General features: G+C 67.0%; 15 protein-coding genes. 8 read left to right on the top strand and 7 right to left on the bottom strand.

Annotated features, from left to right (window positions below; translation table 11 throughout):
* Window positions 1-41 precede the first annotated feature (41 nt).
* Window positions 42-788, top strand: a complete 747-nt coding sequence (locus ACM6JT_RS34845; RefSeq protein ID WP_034180868.1) for a TetR/AcrR family transcriptional regulator — start codon at window positions 42-44, stop codon at window positions 786-788.
* 72 nt (window positions 789-860) lie between these two features.
* On the opposite strand, the gene ACM6JT_RS34840 is transcribed toward ACM6JT_RS34845, so the two are convergent.
* Window positions 861-1,346: a MarR family winged helix-turn-helix transcriptional regulator gene (locus tag ACM6JT_RS34840; RefSeq protein ID WP_414858179.1), complete on the bottom strand. Its 486-nt coding sequence runs from the start codon at window positions 1,344-1,346 to the stop codon at window positions 861-863.
* Between the two features lie 198 nt (window positions 1,347-1,544).
* On the opposite strand from ACM6JT_RS34840, the gene ACM6JT_RS34835 reads away from it, so the two are divergent.
* The 5 genes from ACM6JT_RS34835 to ACM6JT_RS34815 all read left to right on the top strand — a co-directional run bounded on the left by ACM6JT_RS34835 (window position 1,545) and on the right by ACM6JT_RS34815 (window position 7,392).
* The gene (locus ACM6JT_RS34835) at window positions 1,545-2,624 is read left to right on the top strand and encodes a Rieske 2Fe-2S domain-containing protein (RefSeq protein WP_414858259.1); all 1,080 of its coding nucleotides are present in this window, start codon (window positions 1,545-1,547) and stop codon (window positions 2,622-2,624) included.
* Window positions 2,621-3,586 carry a PDR/VanB family oxidoreductase gene (locus ACM6JT_RS34830; protein ID WP_034180870.1) on the top strand — a complete coding sequence of 322 codons (966 nt, stop codon included), beginning with the start codon at window positions 2,621-2,623 and terminating at the stop codon, window positions 3,584-3,586. The genes ACM6JT_RS34835 and ACM6JT_RS34830 overlap by 4 nt, the downstream gene beginning before the upstream one ends.
* Before the next feature lie 48 nt (window positions 3,587-3,634).
* Window positions 3,635-4,696: an aromatic ring-hydroxylating dioxygenase subunit alpha gene (locus ACM6JT_RS34825; protein ID WP_034180871.1), complete on the top strand. Its 1,062-nt coding sequence runs from the start codon at window positions 3,635-3,637 to the stop codon at window positions 4,694-4,696.
* Window positions 4,697-4,852: 156 nt separating this feature from the next.
* Entirely contained in the window at window positions 4,853-6,196 is a 1,344-nt protein-coding gene (locus ACM6JT_RS34820) for an MFS transporter (RefSeq protein ID WP_414858178.1), read from the top strand.
* A 101-nt stretch (window positions 6,197-6,297) separates the two neighbouring features.
* A complete protein-coding gene (locus ACM6JT_RS34815) occupies window positions 6,298-7,392 on the top strand; it encodes a porin (RefSeq protein ID WP_034180873.1) in 1,095 nt (364 codons plus the stop codon).
* 20 nt (window positions 7,393-7,412) lie between these two features.
* On the opposite strand, the gene ACM6JT_RS34810 is transcribed toward ACM6JT_RS34815, so the two are convergent.
* Entirely contained in the window at window positions 7,413-7,859 is a 447-nt protein-coding gene (locus tag ACM6JT_RS34810; RefSeq protein ID WP_105390255.1) for a hypothetical protein, read from the bottom strand.
* 412 nt (window positions 7,860-8,271) lie between these two features.
* On the opposite strand from ACM6JT_RS34810, the gene ACM6JT_RS34805 reads away from it, so the two are divergent.
* The gene (locus ACM6JT_RS34805; protein ID WP_414858177.1) at window positions 8,272-10,461 is read left to right on the top strand and encodes a TonB-dependent siderophore receptor; all 2,190 of its coding nucleotides are present in this window, start codon (window positions 8,272-8,274) and stop codon (window positions 10,459-10,461) included.
* A 36-nt stretch (window positions 10,462-10,497) separates the two neighbouring features.
* Here the strand turns inward: ACM6JT_RS34805 and ACM6JT_RS34800 are convergent, their stop codons facing one another.
* The 5 genes from ACM6JT_RS34800 to ACM6JT_RS34780 all read right to left on the bottom strand — a co-directional run bounded on the left by ACM6JT_RS34800 (window position 10,498) and on the right by ACM6JT_RS34780 (window position 16,030).
* Window positions 10,498-11,787, bottom strand: a complete 1,290-nt coding sequence (locus tag ACM6JT_RS34800) for an MFS transporter (RefSeq protein ID WP_414858176.1) — start codon at window positions 11,785-11,787, stop codon at window positions 10,498-10,500.
* A gap of 124 nt (window positions 11,788-11,911) precedes the next feature.
* Complete coding sequence (yiaK, locus tag ACM6JT_RS34795; protein WP_414858175.1) at window positions 11,912-12,928, bottom strand: 3-dehydro-L-gulonate 2-dehydrogenase; 1,017 nt, start codon at window positions 12,926-12,928, stop codon at window positions 11,912-11,914.
* An 82-nt stretch (window positions 12,929-13,010) separates the two neighbouring features.
* Entirely contained in the window at window positions 13,011-14,042 is a 1,032-nt protein-coding gene (locus tag ACM6JT_RS34790; protein WP_414858174.1) for a Zn-dependent oxidoreductase, read from the bottom strand.
* A gap of 29 nt (window positions 14,043-14,071) precedes the next feature.
* Window positions 14,072-15,280, bottom strand: coding sequence for a D-mannonate dehydratase ManD (gene manD / locus ACM6JT_RS34785; protein ID WP_414858173.1), 1,209 nt, complete (start codon window positions 15,278-15,280; stop codon window positions 14,072-14,074).
* A gap of 21 nt (window positions 15,281-15,301) precedes the next feature.
* Entirely contained in the window at window positions 15,302-16,030 is a 729-nt protein-coding gene (locus ACM6JT_RS34780) for a GntR family transcriptional regulator (RefSeq protein ID WP_414858172.1), read from the bottom strand.
* Between the two features lie 158 nt (window positions 16,031-16,188).
* On the opposite strand from ACM6JT_RS34780, the gene ACM6JT_RS34775 reads away from it, so the two are divergent.
* Window positions 16,189-17,655, top strand: coding sequence for a mannitol dehydrogenase family protein (locus ACM6JT_RS34775; protein WP_414858171.1), 1,467 nt, complete (start codon window positions 16,189-16,191; stop codon window positions 17,653-17,655).
* Window positions 17,656-17,727 lie beyond the last annotated feature (72 nt).

Genomic DNA, 17,727 nt, shown 5'->3' with positions numbered 1-17,727 from the left:
CGTCAATAGTTTTTTGAGTGACACTCAGATATCATGCCGACATGACAGCCGCTACCGCCGACACCATGACCGCCACCGTCAAAGCCGACCGCGCCGACACGCCGCGCGCGCCCGCCGGGCGCAAATCCCAGCAGCGCGTGCAGGACATCCTGCGCGCCGGTCGTGAAGTGTTTGCCGAAAAAGGCTACGAGCATGCGACGGCCGCCGAGATCGCGCAGCGCGTGGGGGTATCCGAGGCGACGGTGTTCAGCTACTTCCGCGGCAAGCGCGAGCTGTGCGCGCGCGTCATCGCGGATTGGTACGACGAAATCATCGCCGCGTTCGAGCACGGGATGCCGCAGGATGCGTCGGTGCAGCAGCAGTTCGCGTTCATCGTGCGCACCCACCTGCGGCTGATGCTCGTGAACGGCACGGGGCTGTGCGCGCTGGTGCTGTCGGAAGGCCGTGCGAAGCAGCATGCGCTGAGCGACGAACTCACCGCGCTGCAGCGCCGCTATACGGCGCCGCTGATGGACGTGCTCGCGCGCGGCCAGGCGGCCGGGCAGGTCCGCGCGGACCTGCCGCTGAGCCTGCTGCGCTCGATGGTGTTCGGGCCGATCGAGCACGTGCTGTGGGATGCGATCCTCGGGCACCGCAAGCTCGATACGGAAACCACGGCCACGCAGCTGATCGACATGCTGTGGGCCGCCGTGCAGCCGCCCGCGCCGGAACAGGCGGCGCTCGTGCGCTTCAGGAACGAGGTCGCGGAAGCGGTGCGGCGGCTGGAAGGGGAAGCGTCACGCCCGTAATGCAGGCAGGCGGCGCGAAGCTGCTGCCGCGTTGCCGCATGCCCTCTTCCATCGCGCGGAAATCAGCCGCTACTACTCCTCGCCGACCCGCAGCGGCGCGCGGCTCTGCTCGTTGTTCAAGTGGACGAACTTGCGCAACAGGCGCATCAGTTCCTGCGAATCGTCCTCGCCCATGCCGTCGAACAGGCCGGCACGCAGCTCCTGCACCGACGGAATCAGGTGCGTAAGCAGGTTGACGCCCGCCGGTGTCAGCAGCAAGCGCCGCTGACGTCGCGGCAGCACTTCGCGAACGATCAATCCTTTCGCTTCGAGCCGGACCGCGAGGTCCGCGGTCGTCGACGTGTCGAGCGCCACCCGCTGCGCGAGCGTCACCTGATCGAGCCCCGGACACTCGTACAGCATCCGCAGGACCGCGTACTGCACCGGCGTCACGTCCCGGCCCAGCTTCTCGTAGAACATCGCAACCGCGATCTGATGGGCGCGCCGGATCAGGTGCCCGGGTTCGTCGTACAGATCGAGCGGGAAAGCCGGTGCGTCGGCGGGATTCGTTTTTTCCATGAATGAGTCGATGACATAGGCGGCGCACGCTGTTGCGTGCGCCCACGGCATGGCGCTGCCTCGCGCCATTTCCCGGGAAAACCAGTATACCGCTCGCCTTGCCCCGGCCAATCTCAATGAGTACACTGAATCTCATTCAGTACACGGAATGAAGAACTGCCGCGTACCAGCGGCACCGCCCCGAAGGAGACGATGAACGTGTTTCTCAAGAACGCTTGGTATGTGGCGTGCACGCCCGATGAAATCGACGGCAAGCCGCTGGGCCGCAAGATTTGCAACGAATCGATGGTGTTTTACCGCGCGGCGAACGGCCAGGTCGCCGCGCTCGAGGACTTCTGCCCGCACCGCGGCGCGCCGCTGTCGCTGGGATTCGTGCGCGACGGCGTGCTCGTGTGCGGCTATCACGGGCTGGAAATGGGCTGCAACGGCAAGACGGCCGGCATGCCGGGCCAGCGCGTCGGCGGATTCCCGTCGATCCGCAGCTTCCCGGTAGTCGAGCGGTACGGATTCGTCTGGGTCTGGCCGGGCGATGCGTCCGAAGCCGATCCCGGCAAGCTGCCCGCGCTGTCGTGGGCCGAAGATCCGGCCTGGGCGCACGGCGGCGGCCTGTATCACATCCGCTGCGACTACCGGCTGATGATCGACAACCTGATGGACCTCACGCACGAGACCTACGTGCATGCGACGAGCATCGGCCAGAAGGAAATCGACGAAGCGCCGCCGAAGACGACCAGCCACGGCGACGAAGTCGTCACGAGCCGCTTCATGGAGAACGTGATGCCGCCGCCGTTCTGGCGGATGGCGCTGCGCGGCAACGGCCTCGCCGACGACGTGCCGGTCGACCGCTGGCAGATCTGCCGCTTCACGCCGCCGAGCCACGTGATGATCGAAGTGGGCGTCGCGCACGCGGGACACGGCGGTTACGACGCGCCGGCCGACCTGAAGGCGTCGTCGATCGTGGTCGACTTCATCACGCCCGAGACGGACACCTCGATCTGGTACTTCTGGGGGATGGCGCGCAACTTCCGGCCCGACGATCACGCGCTGACCGCCGAGATCCGCGAGGGCCAGGGCAAGATCTTCGCCGAGGATCTCGAGATGCTCGAGCGCCAGCAGCTCAATCTCGAGAAGTGGCCGGACCGCAAGCTGCTGAAGCTCAACATCGACGCCGGCGGCGTGCTGTCGCGCAAGGTGATCGAACGGCTGCTCGCCGACGAAAACGCGTCGAACCCGCAGCGGCCCGTGATTCCGCTCGCGCACATCAAGGAGGCGTCATGAGCGCCGCGACGCTGACGGTCCGGGTGGCCCGCAAGTGGCAGGAAGCGCGCGACATCTGCGGCTTCGAATTCGTCAGCGATGACGGTTCGCCATTGCCGCGCTTCGACGCCGGCGCCCATATCGACGTGCATTTGCCGGGCGGGCTCGTGCGCCAGTACTCGCTGTGCAATCACCCGGAGCACGGCGATCGCTATCAGATCGCCGTGCTGCGCGATGCCGAGGGCCGCGGCGGGTCGCGCGCCATTCACGACGAAGTCCGGCAAGGCGACACCGTGCGGATCGGCATGCCGCGCAATCAATTCCCGCTCGCCCCCGACGCACCGCACCATCTGTTGCTCGCGGGCGGGATCGGCGTCACGCCGATTCTCTGCATGGCGGAACGGCTGTTCTCGTCCGGCATGCCATTCGACATGCACTACTGCGCGCGTTCGACCGATCGCATGGCCTTCGTCGAGCGGATCAACGCAGCCGGGTTCAACGACCGCGCCCGCTTCCATGTCGACGACGGCGACCCCGCGCAACGCTTCGACCTGGCCTCAGTGCTCGCCGCCGCGCCTGACGGCACGCACTTGTACGTATGCGGCCCGCGCGGCTTCATGGATGCGGTGCTGAACGCAGCGCGCGAGCGCAACTGGGCCGACGAGCGGCTGCACTACGAGTTCTTCGGCGGCGCGGTTGCGACGTCCGGCGCGGATCGCGCGTTCCAGGTCCGGATCGCGAGCAGCGGCAAGGTGATCGACGTGCCGGCCGAATGCACGGTCGTCGCGGCGCTGGCGGCCAACGGCGTCGACGTGCTGACGTCGTGCGAGCAAGGCGTATGCGGGACCTGCGTGACGCGCGTGCTGCAAGGCGAGCCCGATCATCGCGATTCGTATCTGACGGAGGAGGAACAAGCGGCCGGCGACCAATTCATGCCGTGCTGTTCGCGATCCCGAACCGACCTGCTGGTACTCGATCTGTAGACGGACCGCCCGACACGCGGCGGCCAACCACAATACCGGAGACGATCAATGGAGCAAGATGCCCGACCACCGATCAATACAACTAAATTCCCGATCGACCGATGGTGGGTCGCCGCGCTGTCATCCGAACTGACGGACAAACCCGTCGCCCGCACCTTGCTCGGCCGCCCGGTCGTCCTGTTCCGGTTGCCGTCCGGGGAAGTCGGCGCGCTGGAGGATCGCTGCTGCCACAAGTCGCTACCGCTGTCGTGCGGCTCGCTCGAAGCGCGCGGCCTGCGCTGCGGCTACCACGGGCTGCTGTTCGACCGCGGCGGCACCTGCGTGGAGATTCCCGGCCAGGACCGGATTCCGGCGAAGGCGTGCGTATCGGCGTATCCGGTGCAGGAACAGGACGCCATCGTGTGGATCTGGATCGGCGCCGACGCGCACGCCCAACCGACCTGCGCGCCGCCGCGCTATGCGTTCCACACGGATCCGCAATACCGGTTCGGCGGCGGCAACTACCATTACGACGCACCATATCAGCTGATTCACGACAACCTGATGGACCTGAGCCACCTCGGCTATGTCCATCTGAAAACGATCGGCGGCAACGCGCCGCTGCACATGGGCGCGGAAACCCGCGTCAGCACCGACGGCGACACGGTGACGCTGGTCCGCCGGATGCCGGATTCCGACCCGCCGCCGACCTACACCGCCGCATGGCCGTTCGCGGGCCGCGTCGATCGCTGGCAGGAAATCGAATTCCACGTGTCGCATATCCGGATCTGGACCGGCGCGATGGACGCCGGCACCGGCGACCTGCTCGATCCGGCGCGCGGCGGCTTTCACATGCGCGGCTTCCACGGCATCACGCCCGAGACGGACACCACGACGCACTACTTCTGGACCGTCGCGACCAATCCGCGACACGATGTCGAACGCGTCGCGCAAACGGTCATCGAGCAATCCGCGGCGACGTTCGATGAGGACAAGACCGTGATCGAAGCGCAATACCGGAACCAGATGCGGTTTCCGGGCCGCCACCAGATCGACATTCACGTCGACGCGGGACCCAATCGCGCACGGCGCGTGATCGAGCGGCTGCTGCTGCAACCCGAACCCGCGTAACCCTCGCGCCGGCGCGCGAACGACGCCTGCCGGTCGCGGCGGGTGCTCCCTGGTTGCCCGTCAACCCACGCCTTCGCTTTCGTCCCATTCGCTACTGCCGGCTTCGATTTCGTCCTATTCAATTAGTCATACTATTTTTTATGAAGGATCTTTGACGTGAGCGCAAATATCCGCAATACGCTCGACGAATCCCCGATGAGCGCGTTCCAGACGACGGCTGTCGCAGCCTGCGTCGTGCTGAACATGCTCGACGGGTTCGACGTGCTGGCCATCGCGTTTGCCGCGCCGCACCTGGCGGCCGAATGGAAACTGAGCGGCAAGGAAATCGGCCTGCTGCTGAGTGCCGGGCTGGCCGGCATGGGCATCGGCTCGGTGCTGATCGCGCCGCTGGCCGACCGGGTCGGCCGCCGCCGCATCATCCTGCTCTGCCTCGCCGTGATCTCGACCGGGATGCTTGCCTGTGCGGCCACGCACAGCACGCTGCAACTCGCGATCGCGCGTGCCTATACGGGGCTCGGCATCGGCGGCATGCTGGCGAGCCTGACCGTCATCAGCGGCGAGTACGCATCGAACAAATGGCGCAGCGCCGCGATCGGCATGCAGTCGACCGGCTACGCGATCGGCGCCACCGCCGGCGGCGTCGTCGCCGGCTACCTGCTGTCGGTGTGGGGATGGCGCAGCGTGTTCGCGTTCGGCGGCATCCTGACCTTGATGTCGATCCCGATGGTGCTCGCGCTGCTGCCGGAATCGCTCGACTTCCTGCTGGCGCGGCGTCCGGACAACGCGCTGCAGAAAATCAACCGCATCCTCGCGAGAATGAAGCACGCACCGATCGACACGCTGCCGGCTGCGACTGCTTCCGTCGACACGGCGAACCCCGCGTCGAGCTGGACCGCCGTGCTGCGCGCACCGCTCACGCGTCGCACGATCGCACTGTGGATCGCGTTCTTTCTCGTGATGGGCAGCTTCTACTTCGTCGTGAGCTGGACGCCGAAGCTGCTGGTCCAGGCCGGACTGTCGGCGTCGCAGGGCGTGACCGGCGGCGTACTGCTCAATCTCGGCGGCATTGCGGGCGCCTCGCTGTTCAGCCTGCTGTCGACGCGGTTCGGCCTGCGCAACCTGCTGCGCGCGACGCTGCTGCTGGGCGGCGCACTGATGGTCGTGTTCGGTGCGAACACGGGCTCCCTCGGCATCGGGATGACCGTCGCGGTGCTCCTCGGTGCCGTGATCAATGCGTGCGTGGCCGGCATGTATGCGCTGTCACCGACACCGTATCCCGCCGAGATCCGCACGACCGGCATCGGCCTCGCGGTCGGCATCGGCCGCCTCGGCGCGATCCTGTCGCCGATGACGGTCGGTGCGCTGCTGGACGACGGCTGGTCCGTGCCTCATCTCTATCTCGCGTTCCTCGTTCCGATGGTCGGCGCGGCGATCGCCGTCGCCGTGGCGGGCGCGCGTGCCGCGGCACCGCACCGGCAACGCGATCCGGCGATGTCGTAACGCGCGACGCCCGCAGTCTTGCCGATACCCGTCAGTATCCCGGACGTGTTCGGGGCATAAAAAAATCGATAAGTATATCTACATAACGTTTGGAGACAGCAATGAAAACGAAACTGGGCGCCGCACTCGCGACGGCGACGGCGCTGGCCGGACCGGCCTGCGCGCAAAGCAGCGTCACGCTGTACGGGATCATCGATACCGGCGTGTCCTACTACAACAACGCCGCGCACGGCGGGTCGTTCACCGGGATGCCGACGCTGACCGGCGAGGTGCCGTCACGCTGGGGCCTGAGAGGCACGGAGGATCTCGGCGGCGGCTACCAGGCCTTCTTCGTGCTCGAAAACGGCTTCCAGCCCGGCACCGGCGCGCTGAACTACGGCGGGCGCCTGTTCGGGCGGCAGGCGAACGTGGGCGTGAACAGCCCCTTCGGCGCGCTGACCCTCGGCCGCCAGATGAACATGTCGATGATCGTGCTGACCAATGCCGACGTGATCGGTCCGTCGATTCATTCGATGGCGGATTTCGACTCCTATCTGCCGAACGCGCGCAGCGACAATGCGATCGGCTACAAGGGCACGTTCCACGGCGTGACGCTCGGCGCCACCTACAGTTTCGGCCGCGACGCGGCCGGGCCGGCAGGACCGTCGGCGACGGGCTGCGCCGGACAGGTGCCCGGCGACATCGTCGCCTGTCGTCAATACACGGCGATGCTCGCCTATGACGCGAGCAATTTCGGGCTGGCCGCATCGCACGACGTGATGCGCGGCGGCGGCGGCGCGCTCGCGCCGCTGAACAATCCGGCGTACACCGACACGCGCGACATCGTCGCCGGCTACGTGAAGATCGGCCCCGCGAAACTGGGCGCCGGGTGGATCCGCCGCAACCTCGCGGCGGCCGAACACCTGCAGGCCGACATCGTGTTCGCCGGCGGCACGTACTATGCGACGCCCTACCTCGCGCTCGACCTGCAGGGCGTACGCTACCTGCAGCGTCGCGAAAACAGCAAAGGCGGCACGAACGCCACGCTGCTCGTCGGCCGCGCGAGCTATTTCCTGTCGAAGCGGACGACCGTTTATACGTCGGCGGGCTACATGTTCAACAGCACGCTGGCCGCGAACGCGGTCGCCGCCGGCGGGACGGTCGGCACCGGGATGAATCAGCTCGGCGTGATGGCCGGCATCCAGCAGAAGTTCTGAATGCCGGCCCCCGCACTACCTCAATCGGCGAGCCGGCAGTGCGAGAGCTTCAACCCCGGCAGCACCGGCGCGTCGAGATAGCCTTCGTTCACGCAACTGAAGCGGAAGTTCGCGGATGCCGTGAACGGCTTGATCTCGCCGCCGGGGAATTTCGGCTTCAGCGCGGCCTGGTCGGCCACGTCGAAATGCGTGTCGAACTGCCCGCCGTCGGTCGTCAGCGCGCCGAAGTACGTGCCGCCCGGATCGCTGCCCATCCGGATCACCGCGCCGACGAACGCGAGGCGCTTGCCGTCGTATTTCGTCTTCGCGGCGGCCATGTCCTGCGTATAGGCCTCGATCACGACGCTGTAGCGCGCATCGATCGCGGGCTCGTCCGACGATGCGGCGCAGGCGTTCTGGTGAACGCCCGCCAGCATCACGCACGCCGCAAGCGCGGCCGTCGCGAACGGCGCGGAAATCTTTTTCATTGGGTGGTCTCCCGTCAGGCTTGGTGGTTGAAATGATTGAAAGCGGCGCGGTGCCGGCTGCCCGGCATAACGCCAGATGAATTCGCTTCCGTTTTAATCGTTCGAATGGCGGAACACGGCTGCGATCACTTCACCACCCGCATGGTCGAGTGCGGTACGTTGCGTCGCGCCGAACGCGACGTGACAGGAAGATGACATGGTGCGGCCCCCGGCTCTCATTGAATTTCACTGCGTCTGATTTTGGCCGCTACGGTAGCAGACGGTCGACGGCCCGGCAACCAAGGCCCGCCCGCCGCCGACCATCTCATTACAATTGCAAATAATTCTCATTACATATATCATCCGCATCCCGGTTGCGGCGCAGTGCTGCGGCCCGCGACACGATCCTTAGCACGCCGTCCTGCATCGATTCATGCCATCCCGTCGAACCACCCGCCGCGCCCGGACCCTTCGTCCGTGGCGCACGAGCCTGCCTGCCCTGATCACGCTTTGCGTCGCAAGCGGCGCGCATGCAGACGCCGCCGAACCCGCCAACGCCAAACCCGTTGCGTCCGCATCCGCATCGACGCCCACGACGCCCGCCGAACACGAACTGCCGGCCATCAGCGTCAACGCATCGGCGGCCGTCGATCCGACGATCGGTTATCAGCCGCGCACCACCAGCATCGCGGGCGGCAACGACCGCCCGCTCAAGGAGATTCCGCAATCGGTCGCGGTGGTCAGCAGCAGCGTGATGCAGGACCAGCAGGCGCGCTCGCTCGACGACGTGCTCGGCAACATCAGCGGCGTCACGCAGACCAACACACTCGGCGGCACGCGCGACGCGTTCACCAAGCGCGGCTTCGGATCGAACAACGACGGCTCGGTGCTCGTCGACGGCGTGCGCACGCCGGTGCTGCACAGCTATCTCGCGACGATCGACCGCGTCGAAGTGCTGAAGGGCCCTGCTTCGCTGCTCTACGGGATGCAGGACCCGGGCGGCGTGATCAACCTCGTCACGCGCAAGCCGGAAGACACGTTCGGCGGCTCGATCTCCGCATCGCGCACGAGCCACGGCGGCAGCAGCGCGCTGTTCGATCTCACGGGCCCGCTCGGCAAGCCCGGCCAGGTCGCGGGCGGCACGCTCGCGTTCCGGCTGACCGGCGAATACGACACGAGCCGCTACTGGCGCAGCTTCGGCCGCCAGCGCGACGCGCTGATCGCGCCCGCGCTGTCGTGGCACGACGCGAACACGTCGGTCGACGTCAGCTACCAGTACGTCGACTACACGACGCCGTTCGATCGCGGCACCGTGCTCGTGAACGGCCAGCTCGACGATGCGCTACGCTATCGCCGCTACGAGGAAGCATGGTCGCAAAGCAGCGGCATCCAGGAAACGCTGCGTGCGCGCATCGAGCACCGCTTCTCCGACGCGTGGCGCGTGCGCGCGACCTACGGCTGGGGCCGCGACCGCTACGACCAGTACATTACCCGCGGCAACTCGTTCAACAGCAAGACGGGCGCAATGACGCGCTCGTCCGATGCCAACCTCGGGCGCAACGACTCCGACCAGATCGCGACGCTCGGCCTGCTCGGCAACGTGACGCTTGCCGGGATGAACCACGCGATCTACCTCGGCGGCGAATACGAGCGGCAGCGCAGCTTCCGCGGCGACACGATCCGCGGCAAGGCAACGACGGGCTTCAATCTCTACGATCCCGTGTACGGTCTGCTCGCACCGGGCGGCATACCCAACCCGAAGCAAAGCGATTCGCGTTCGGTGGTGCACGCATATTCGATGGTCGTGCAGGACTCGGTGAAGCTCACCGAGCGTCTCACCGCGGTCGGCGGGCTGCGCTGGGAAAACTGGCAGCAGGAATCGGGGATGGGCCGGCCGTTCGTGTTCGCCGACCGCTCGCGCGGCAATGTCTGGCTGCCGCAGTTCGGGCTCGCGTATGCGCTCACGCCGGCGCTGACCGCGTATGCGAACGTGAGCCGCTCGTTCAAGCCGAATGTCGCAACGAACGTCGCCGCACCGCTCGCACCGGAATACGGCCGCGTGCTCGAGGCCGGGCTGAAGTTCAGCCTGAAGCCCGCGATCACGGGCACGCTCGCGGTCTACCAGATCGACAAGCGCAACGTCGCGGTCACGAACGGCGACATCACGTCGACGATCGGCACCGCGCGCTCGCGCGGGATCGAACTCGACGTCGCGGGGCAGATCACGCGCCACCTGAGCGTGATCGGCAGCTATGCGTATACGAACGCGACCGATCGCGACAGCAATACGCCGCTCGTCAACGTCGCGCGCCACACGGGCAGCCTGTTCGCGGTGTACGACACGGCGATCGCGAACCTGCCCGGCCGCTGGCGCTTCGGCGGCGGCGCACGCCTGGTCGGCACACGCTCCGGCGACACCGCGAACAGCTTCACGCTGCCCGGCTACGTGACCGTCGACGCGTTCGCGGCCTACGAAACGACGATCGGCAAGTTCCCGACGCGCTTCCAGCTCAACGTGAAGAACCTGCTCGACAAGACCTACTACCCGTCGAGCAACAACAACCTGATCGTCGCGGTCGGCGAGCCGCGACTCGTCACGCTGACGACGACGGTGTCGTTCTGACGGCCCGGGCAGTCGGAAGCCGGGCCCGGCTCGACGTCATTCCGCCGTCGGCGGACAGACCCGGTAGAACACGACGCTGCATAGCAACAGGAAGCCGGCAAGGATCGCCATGCCGGTGCGGATGCCCGCATAGCCGATGATCATCGCGCCGAGGATCCCCGACAGGCTCCCGCACGCGTTGATCAGCGCGAGGCCGGCCGCCGCGGCCGCACTGGACAGCACGCGTCCCGGCAGCGTCCAGTAGATCGGCATCAGCGACAGGATGCCCGACGTCGCGACGGTCAGCATGATCAGCGCGAGCCAGAAGCTGTCGTGCGCCACCGTCGCGACGAACAGGCCGACGGCGGCCAGCGCGACCGGCACCACGCCGTGCCTGCGCAGCCGCCCGGACCGCTCCGCGACCTTCGCGTTCATGTACATGCAGATCGCCGCGACGCCGAACGGGATGGCCGTGAACAGCCCGACATCCAGGCTGTTCGCGACGCCGGCATCATGAAACAGCGTCGGCATCCAGAATGTCAGTCCATAGAATGCGGTGTTGAAGAGGATCATCACGACGATCAGCGCATAGATCTTCGGTGTCCGGAACGCATCCGCGACGCGATGCGACTTGAACGCCGCCTCCTTCGCGACATTCGCTTCGATGATCTGCTTCTCGCGCGGCGTCAGCCAATCGACGTCGGCCGGCCGGTTCCGCAGCAGCGCCAGGATGACGACGCCCAGCACTGCAGACGGCAGCCCTTCGAGCAGGAACAGCCACTGCCATCCCCTGACGCCCGCCACGCCGTCCATCGTCTCCATGATCGCGCCGGACAACGGCGCACCGAACACGACGGCAATCGGCAACGCCATCAGGAACAGCGAATACATGCCGCTCTGGCGCCGGACGGGCAGCCACGTGTTCGTGTAATACATCACGCCCGGAACGAACCCGGCCTCGCATACGCCAAGCAGAAAGCGAAGCGAGTAGAACGCGGCTTCGTTCCTCGAGAAGATCATCAGGGTCGACACGATCCCCCACGTGATCATGATCCGCGCGATCCATGCGCGTGCGCCGACCCGCCGGAGGATCAGGTTGCTCGGAATCTCGAACAGCATGTAGCCCCAGAAGAACACGCTCGCGCCGAGTGCGAAGGACGCATTCGTCAGGCCGAAATCGGCCGCCATCTGCAGTTTGGCAAAGCCGATGTTCACGCGGTCCAGATAGGACATGATGAACCCGAGGAAAAACAGCGGGACGATCCTCAGTATCACCTTCCGGTACAACGCATCTTCGTGCAGTGCTTCGGTGCTTGCGCCGAGCGCAAGCGTGACGTCCGCCTTCATGATCAGTTCTCCGGATTAATACAGGAACATCGACGGCGACGGGATCGATCCGTACGCTGGTACGTTTCGCATGCTCGTGGCGGGCCGGGTCGCCTGCCGGCGCCGCGTCACGGATTCGGCGGCCTCATCGCTCCGCCAGCGCGAGCACGTCGGCCCAGATTCCGTCGTCGACGGCAACGCCGTGCCGCCGCTGTTCGATGCGGGTTCGCAGCGCGCTTTGCCCGGGATACAGCACCTCGTCGCTGTCTTCCGCGACTTCCGACGTATTCACGTAATCGGCCACGCCGTCGGCGACCTCGTTCGTGAACGCTTCCCCGCCCAGCTTGCGCGGGTCGATCAGGATGAACACCTGCGAGCAGCCGGTGCAGCTTCCCTGCTGCACGGCATCGATCCCGTTCGTCGCCAGCCCCTCCGACAGCACGGCGGCCAGCACGTCGAGCATGATCGCGAATCCCGAGCCCTTCCAGTACCCCATCGGCAGGATCCGCATCGACGCCTCGATCGGGCCGGGCTCGACGGTCAGTTTCCCTTCGCTGTCGAAACCGGCGGGAAACGGCATGTTTCTCCCCTTGAGGCGGGTCGCCTGCAGTTTGCCGTACGAGTACTGCGACATGGCCATGTCGAGCACGATAGGGCCCTTGTCCCGCGGCACCGCCATCACGAACGGGTTGTTGCCGACGCGCGGTTTCTTGCCGCCCCAGCCCGGCATGCAGGATTCGGTATTCGTCCAGCAGATCGCGATGTAGCCGCGATCCGCCGCGTGCCAGCCATACGTCCCGCCGCGCATCCAGTGCGTCGTGTTGCGCAGCGCGACGATGCCGACGCCCTGCTCGTCGGCGATCGCCATCGCGCGCTCGGTCGCGGACAACGCATTGAGAATGCCGGGGCCGCGATTGCCGTCCAGGATCTCGATCGCGCCGAAGCGCTTGACCGGCGTGGGGGCGCCTTGCAGATTCACCCAGCCCTTGCGGACGTAGTCGACGAAGCGCGCGACGCGATTGATGCCGTGGGAATTGACGCCGTCGCAGGTCGCCTCCGCATGAACCCGTGCGCAGACGCCCGCGTCGTGCTCGTTCATGCCCGCATTCAGGAGCGCGAGATAAATGGCGCCCTGCAACTCCTCGAACGGAATTCGGATCATCTTGCGTGTCTCCTGAAGTTCTTGTGGTGCGGTTCGATGCGGAACCGGATGCCGCCGCCCCGGCTCGCGGCGCGAACCGGTATCAGCCGCCCGCGAAATCGAGCAGGATCTTGCAGCTCTCGGCAGGCCGCTGCTCGGCCATCTCGAACGCCTGCGCGACGTCGCGGAAACCCACCTTGTGCGTGACGATATGCTCCGGCTGGATCAGCCCGCGGCCGATCCAGTCGATCACCTGCGGGAACATCGCGCAATTCAGCCGCGACGCGGCGAGCGTCAGTTCCTTCTTCGTCAGCTCGGCCTGCACGATCGCCGACGGCTCCGACGAGAAGCCGAGCACGCCGATCCGGCCCGCCGGCGCGGCGATCCGCACGGCTTCCTCGAGAATCGACGGATGGCAGACCGCGTCGAAGATCAGCGTCGGGCCACCGTCGACGCCGCGCTGCACCAGCGCGTCCGGCAACGACTCGACGCTCGTGTTGATGATCTCGTCCTCCGCCGCGCCGCACTTGCGCGCGAGCTGCAGGCGCGCGTCGAGCCGATCGGTGATGAACGCGCGGATGCCGTACACGCGCTTGAGCACCTGCAGGATCGTCAGCCCGACGGTGCCGGCGCCGTAGATCAGCGCGACATCGCCCGGCAGCACGCCGGTGCGCGACGTCGCGTTCGCGGCGACCGCGAACGGCTCGACGATCGCCGCGCACGTGTCGGCGATCTCCGCCGGAATCCGGTATGCATTGCCGGCCGGCACGCAGGTGTACTCGCTGAAGCCGCCGTCGCGATGCACGCCGAGCACGGTCAGGTGCCGGCACACGTTGCGCCGGCCGATCGTGCACGCATGACAATGCCCGCAGCTGATCACGGGATCGACCGCGACGGTCTCACCGAGCCGCGCCGCATCGACGCCCTCGCCGACCGACTCGATCGTCCCGACGAATTCGTGGCCGATGATGCGCGGATACGACACGAACGGATTCTTGCCGTGAAAGATATGCAGGTCCGACCCGCAGATGCCCGCATAACGGACCTTCACGCGCACTTCGCCGGCGGCGGGCACGGGCAGCGGCACCTCGCGCACACCCATGCTGTTCGGACGATCGACAACGACGCTCAACATTTCGGTTCTCTCCTTCGATTCTTCGCCGCTCACCAGTTCCACATCGACCCATCGCGCAGCCGCGCGACCGGCAGGTACGCGCGCTCGTACGGGTACTTCGCGGCCAGCGCCTCGTCGATGTCGACGCCGAGGCCCGGCACGTCGTCCATCACGAGATAACCGTCCTCGAACCGATAGCTGTGCGGAAACACTTCATCAGTTAGCGGGCTGTGCGGCATCAGTTCCTGGATGCCGAAGTTCGGCGCCCACAGCCCGAAGTTCACGGCCGCCGCCATGCAGACGGGCGACAGGTCGGTCGCACCATGAAAGCCCGTGCGCACCTGGTACATCGCCGCGTAGTCGGCGATGCGGCGCACGTGCGTGATCCCGCCCGCGTGCACGATCGTCGCGCGGATGTAGTCGATCAGCTGATCGCGGATCAGGTCCTTGCAATCCCAGATCGAGTTGAACACTTCGCCGACCGCGAGCGGTGTCGTCGTGTGCTGGCGGATCAGGCGGAATGCGTCCTGGTTCTCGGCGGGCGTCGCGTCTTCCAGCCAGAAGAGACGATGCGGCTCGAGATCGCGGCCGAGCCGCGCGGCCTCGATCGGCGTAAGCCGGTGATGGGCGTCGTGCAGCAGGTGCGGCGCATCGCCGACCGCGTCGCGCACCTTGCGGAACAGGTCCGGCGTATGGCGCAGGTAGAGCGCGGTATCCCACGGCTCTTCAGGCGGCAGGCCCTTTTCGGCGGGTTCGTACGCGCCCGCGGTCTTGCCGACGCCGTACACCTTGTCGAGCCCCGGCACGCCCGACTGCACGCGGATCGCGCGAAAGCCTTCCTCGATATGCGCACGCACCGCATCGACCGCTTCCTCGTGATCGCGCCCGTTCGCGTGGCCGTACACCATCAGGCCGTCGCGGCTCTTGCCGCCGAGCAGCTGGTAGACAGGCATGCCCGCGAGCTTGCCCTTGATGTCCCACAACGCCATGTCGATTGCGGCGATCGCCGTCATCGTCACGGGCCCGCGCCGCCAGTACGCGCCGCGATACAGGTATTGCCAGATGTCCTCGATGTTGCGCGGGTCGCGGCCGACGAGGCAGGGAAATACATGGTCTTCCAGGTACGCGCGCACCGCGAGCTCGCGCCCGTTGAGCGTCGCGTCGCCGAGACCGTAGACGCCTTCGTCGGTCACGATCTTCACCGTCACGAAGTTCCGGCCCGGACACGTGACGATGGTCTGCAAGCGTTCGATTTTCACTGCGCTCCTCCAGCGGGCGATTCAGTCGACAAAGTAATGAGGCGCGCGGCTGCGCACGTCCGGCAGATGCGAGCCGATCCGGTCGACGTGCGTCGCGACCGATGCGCCGAGCAGCGCCATGTTGCGCGACGCGATATGCGCGAGGATCTGCTCGTGCTCCTGCAGCGCGCGGCGCGCATGATCCTCGACGCGGTCGAGCAGCAGCCAGCGCACGCGGTCGAACTGGCGCTTCATCGGCTGCAGCATTTCCCACACGTGCGGCCGGCCCGCGAACGCGAACATCCGGCCGTGCATCGCTTCGTCCAGTTCGAAGAAGGCCTCGACATCGTGCGCGGCCACCGCGGCGCGCTGCGCGTCGATGATCCGCGACAGCTCCGCGAGTTGTTCCGCCGTGATTTTCTGCGCGAGCTCGACGTGGTTCGCGCATTCGAGCGTGCTGCGCGCGAACCGCCCTTCCTCGAGGATCGACACCGGAATCGGCGCGACGAACGTGCCGACCTTCCGGTGGATCTGCACGAGCCGCTCGTCGGCCAGTTGCGCGAACGCCTCGCGCACGGGCGTGCGGCTGACCTTGATCGTCGTCGAGATCACGGCCTCCGACAGCGCGGTATGCGGCGGCAGCGCGCCCCGCACGATCGCGTGGCGCAGCAGCGCGTGCACCTGCTCCGTATAAGACCGGCTCTCGTCCAGCGAGAACCCATGCAACGCCGTGACGACGACGTCTTCCTCAAATGCTGCCGTTTCGCTCATGTTTGCCGATGCATCCGACTCGATTTCGATAGCTACCATGGTACACAACACAAAGAAATTGATCGAACTGGCGTTTACACCAATAACTTCTCGCAAAAACCCGCAATAACCTTCACTCACTCCGATATCTACCATGGTACAACCCGTTACCGATCGTCATGCCACCCGCACCCGACTTCCTGCGCACCGCGCCGCCCGGCACGCGCCGCCCCCGCTATGACCGGCACGCGGTCCGCACGGGCATCGTCCATCTCGGCCTCGGCGCATTCCACCGCGCGCATCAGGCGATCCATACGGAAACGGTGCTCGAACAGGGCGACCTGCGCTGGGGGATCGTCGGCGTCGAGCTGCGGCGGCGCCATACCGTCGACCTGCTCGCCGCGCAGGACCACCTGTACACGGTGACCGAACGCGACGGCGACGGCGCGTGCACCCGGATCGTCGGCGCCGTGCACGACGCGCTGTTCGCGCCGGAATCGCTGCCCGCGCTGCTCGCGCTGATCGCCGATCCGCGCGTGTCGATCGTCAGCCTGACCGTGACCGAGAAAGGCTATTGCCGCCGGCCCGGCGGCGGCCTCGATGACGACGATCCCGCGATCCGCGCAGACCTCGCCGCGCCCGACACGCCGCGCACCGCGCTCGGCGTGATCGCCGCCGGCCTCCGGCAGCGGCCGGCCGGCGCGCCGCTCACCGTCGTCTGCTGCGACAACATGACGTCGAACGGCGACACGCTGCGCGCGCTGCTGCTCGACTACGCGACATGCATCGACGACGGCGCGCTTGTGCGGCGCATCCGCGACGACGTCGCGTTCCCGAACAGCATGGTCGACCGGATCGTGCCTGCTGCCACGCCCGAGTCGCTCGACTGGGCGCAAGCGCATCTCGGCGCGCGCGACGCGGCCGCGATCGTCTGCGAACCGTTCTCGCAATGGGTGATCGAAGATCGCTTCGCCGGCCCGCGCCCGCGCTGGGAAGACGCCGGCGCACGCCTCGTCGCCGACGTGCGGCCGTACGAAACGATGAAGCTGCGACTGCTGAACGGCTCGCATTCGGCGATCGCGTATGCAGGGCAGTTGCGCGGCCGCGCGACCGTGTCCGAGGCGATGGCCGATCCGGCGATCGCGGCGTTCGTCGACGGCGTGATGACGCACGACCTGCTCGCGACCGTCGACGTGCCGTCCGGCTTCGACGCGCACGACTATTGCGCGACGCTCGTGCGGCGCTACCGGAATCCGACGCTCGCGCACCGCACCGAACAGATCGCGATGGACGGCACGCAGAAGGTGCCGCTGCGCTGGCTGCCCGCGCTCGCCGAAAGCGCTGCGGCGGGCGTCGAGCGCCCGTATCTGGAGCGTGCGCTTGCGCTCTGGCTGTACTACCTGACCACCGCGCGCGACGCTTGCGGCCGGCCGCTGACGATCAGCGACCCGGGCGCGGCCGCGCTCGCCGCGACGCTCGGCGCGGCCGGCGACGCGAACGGCGCGGTGCGTGCGGCGCTCGCCAGTCCCGCGCTCGCCGGCCCGGTCGCATGGCCCGACGCGCTGGTCGCGCGCGTCGGCGCGCATCTGTCGACGCTGCGCGCGCACGGCACCGACGCATTGCTCGCACCGCTGCACGCACGCTGACCGCCCGCACGGCCGGTTGGCCGTCGCCGACGCGAACCGCGTGACGCCCCTGCCCGCCGATGTCGGTGTCGA

Source organism: Burkholderia sp. IT-111MI5 (assembly GCF_949752865.1).
Taxonomy (GTDB): domain Bacteria; phylum Pseudomonadota; class Gammaproteobacteria; order Burkholderiales; family Burkholderiaceae; genus Burkholderia; species Burkholderia pyrrocinia_C.
This window is presented reverse-complemented; position numbering and strand designations above follow the sequence as displayed.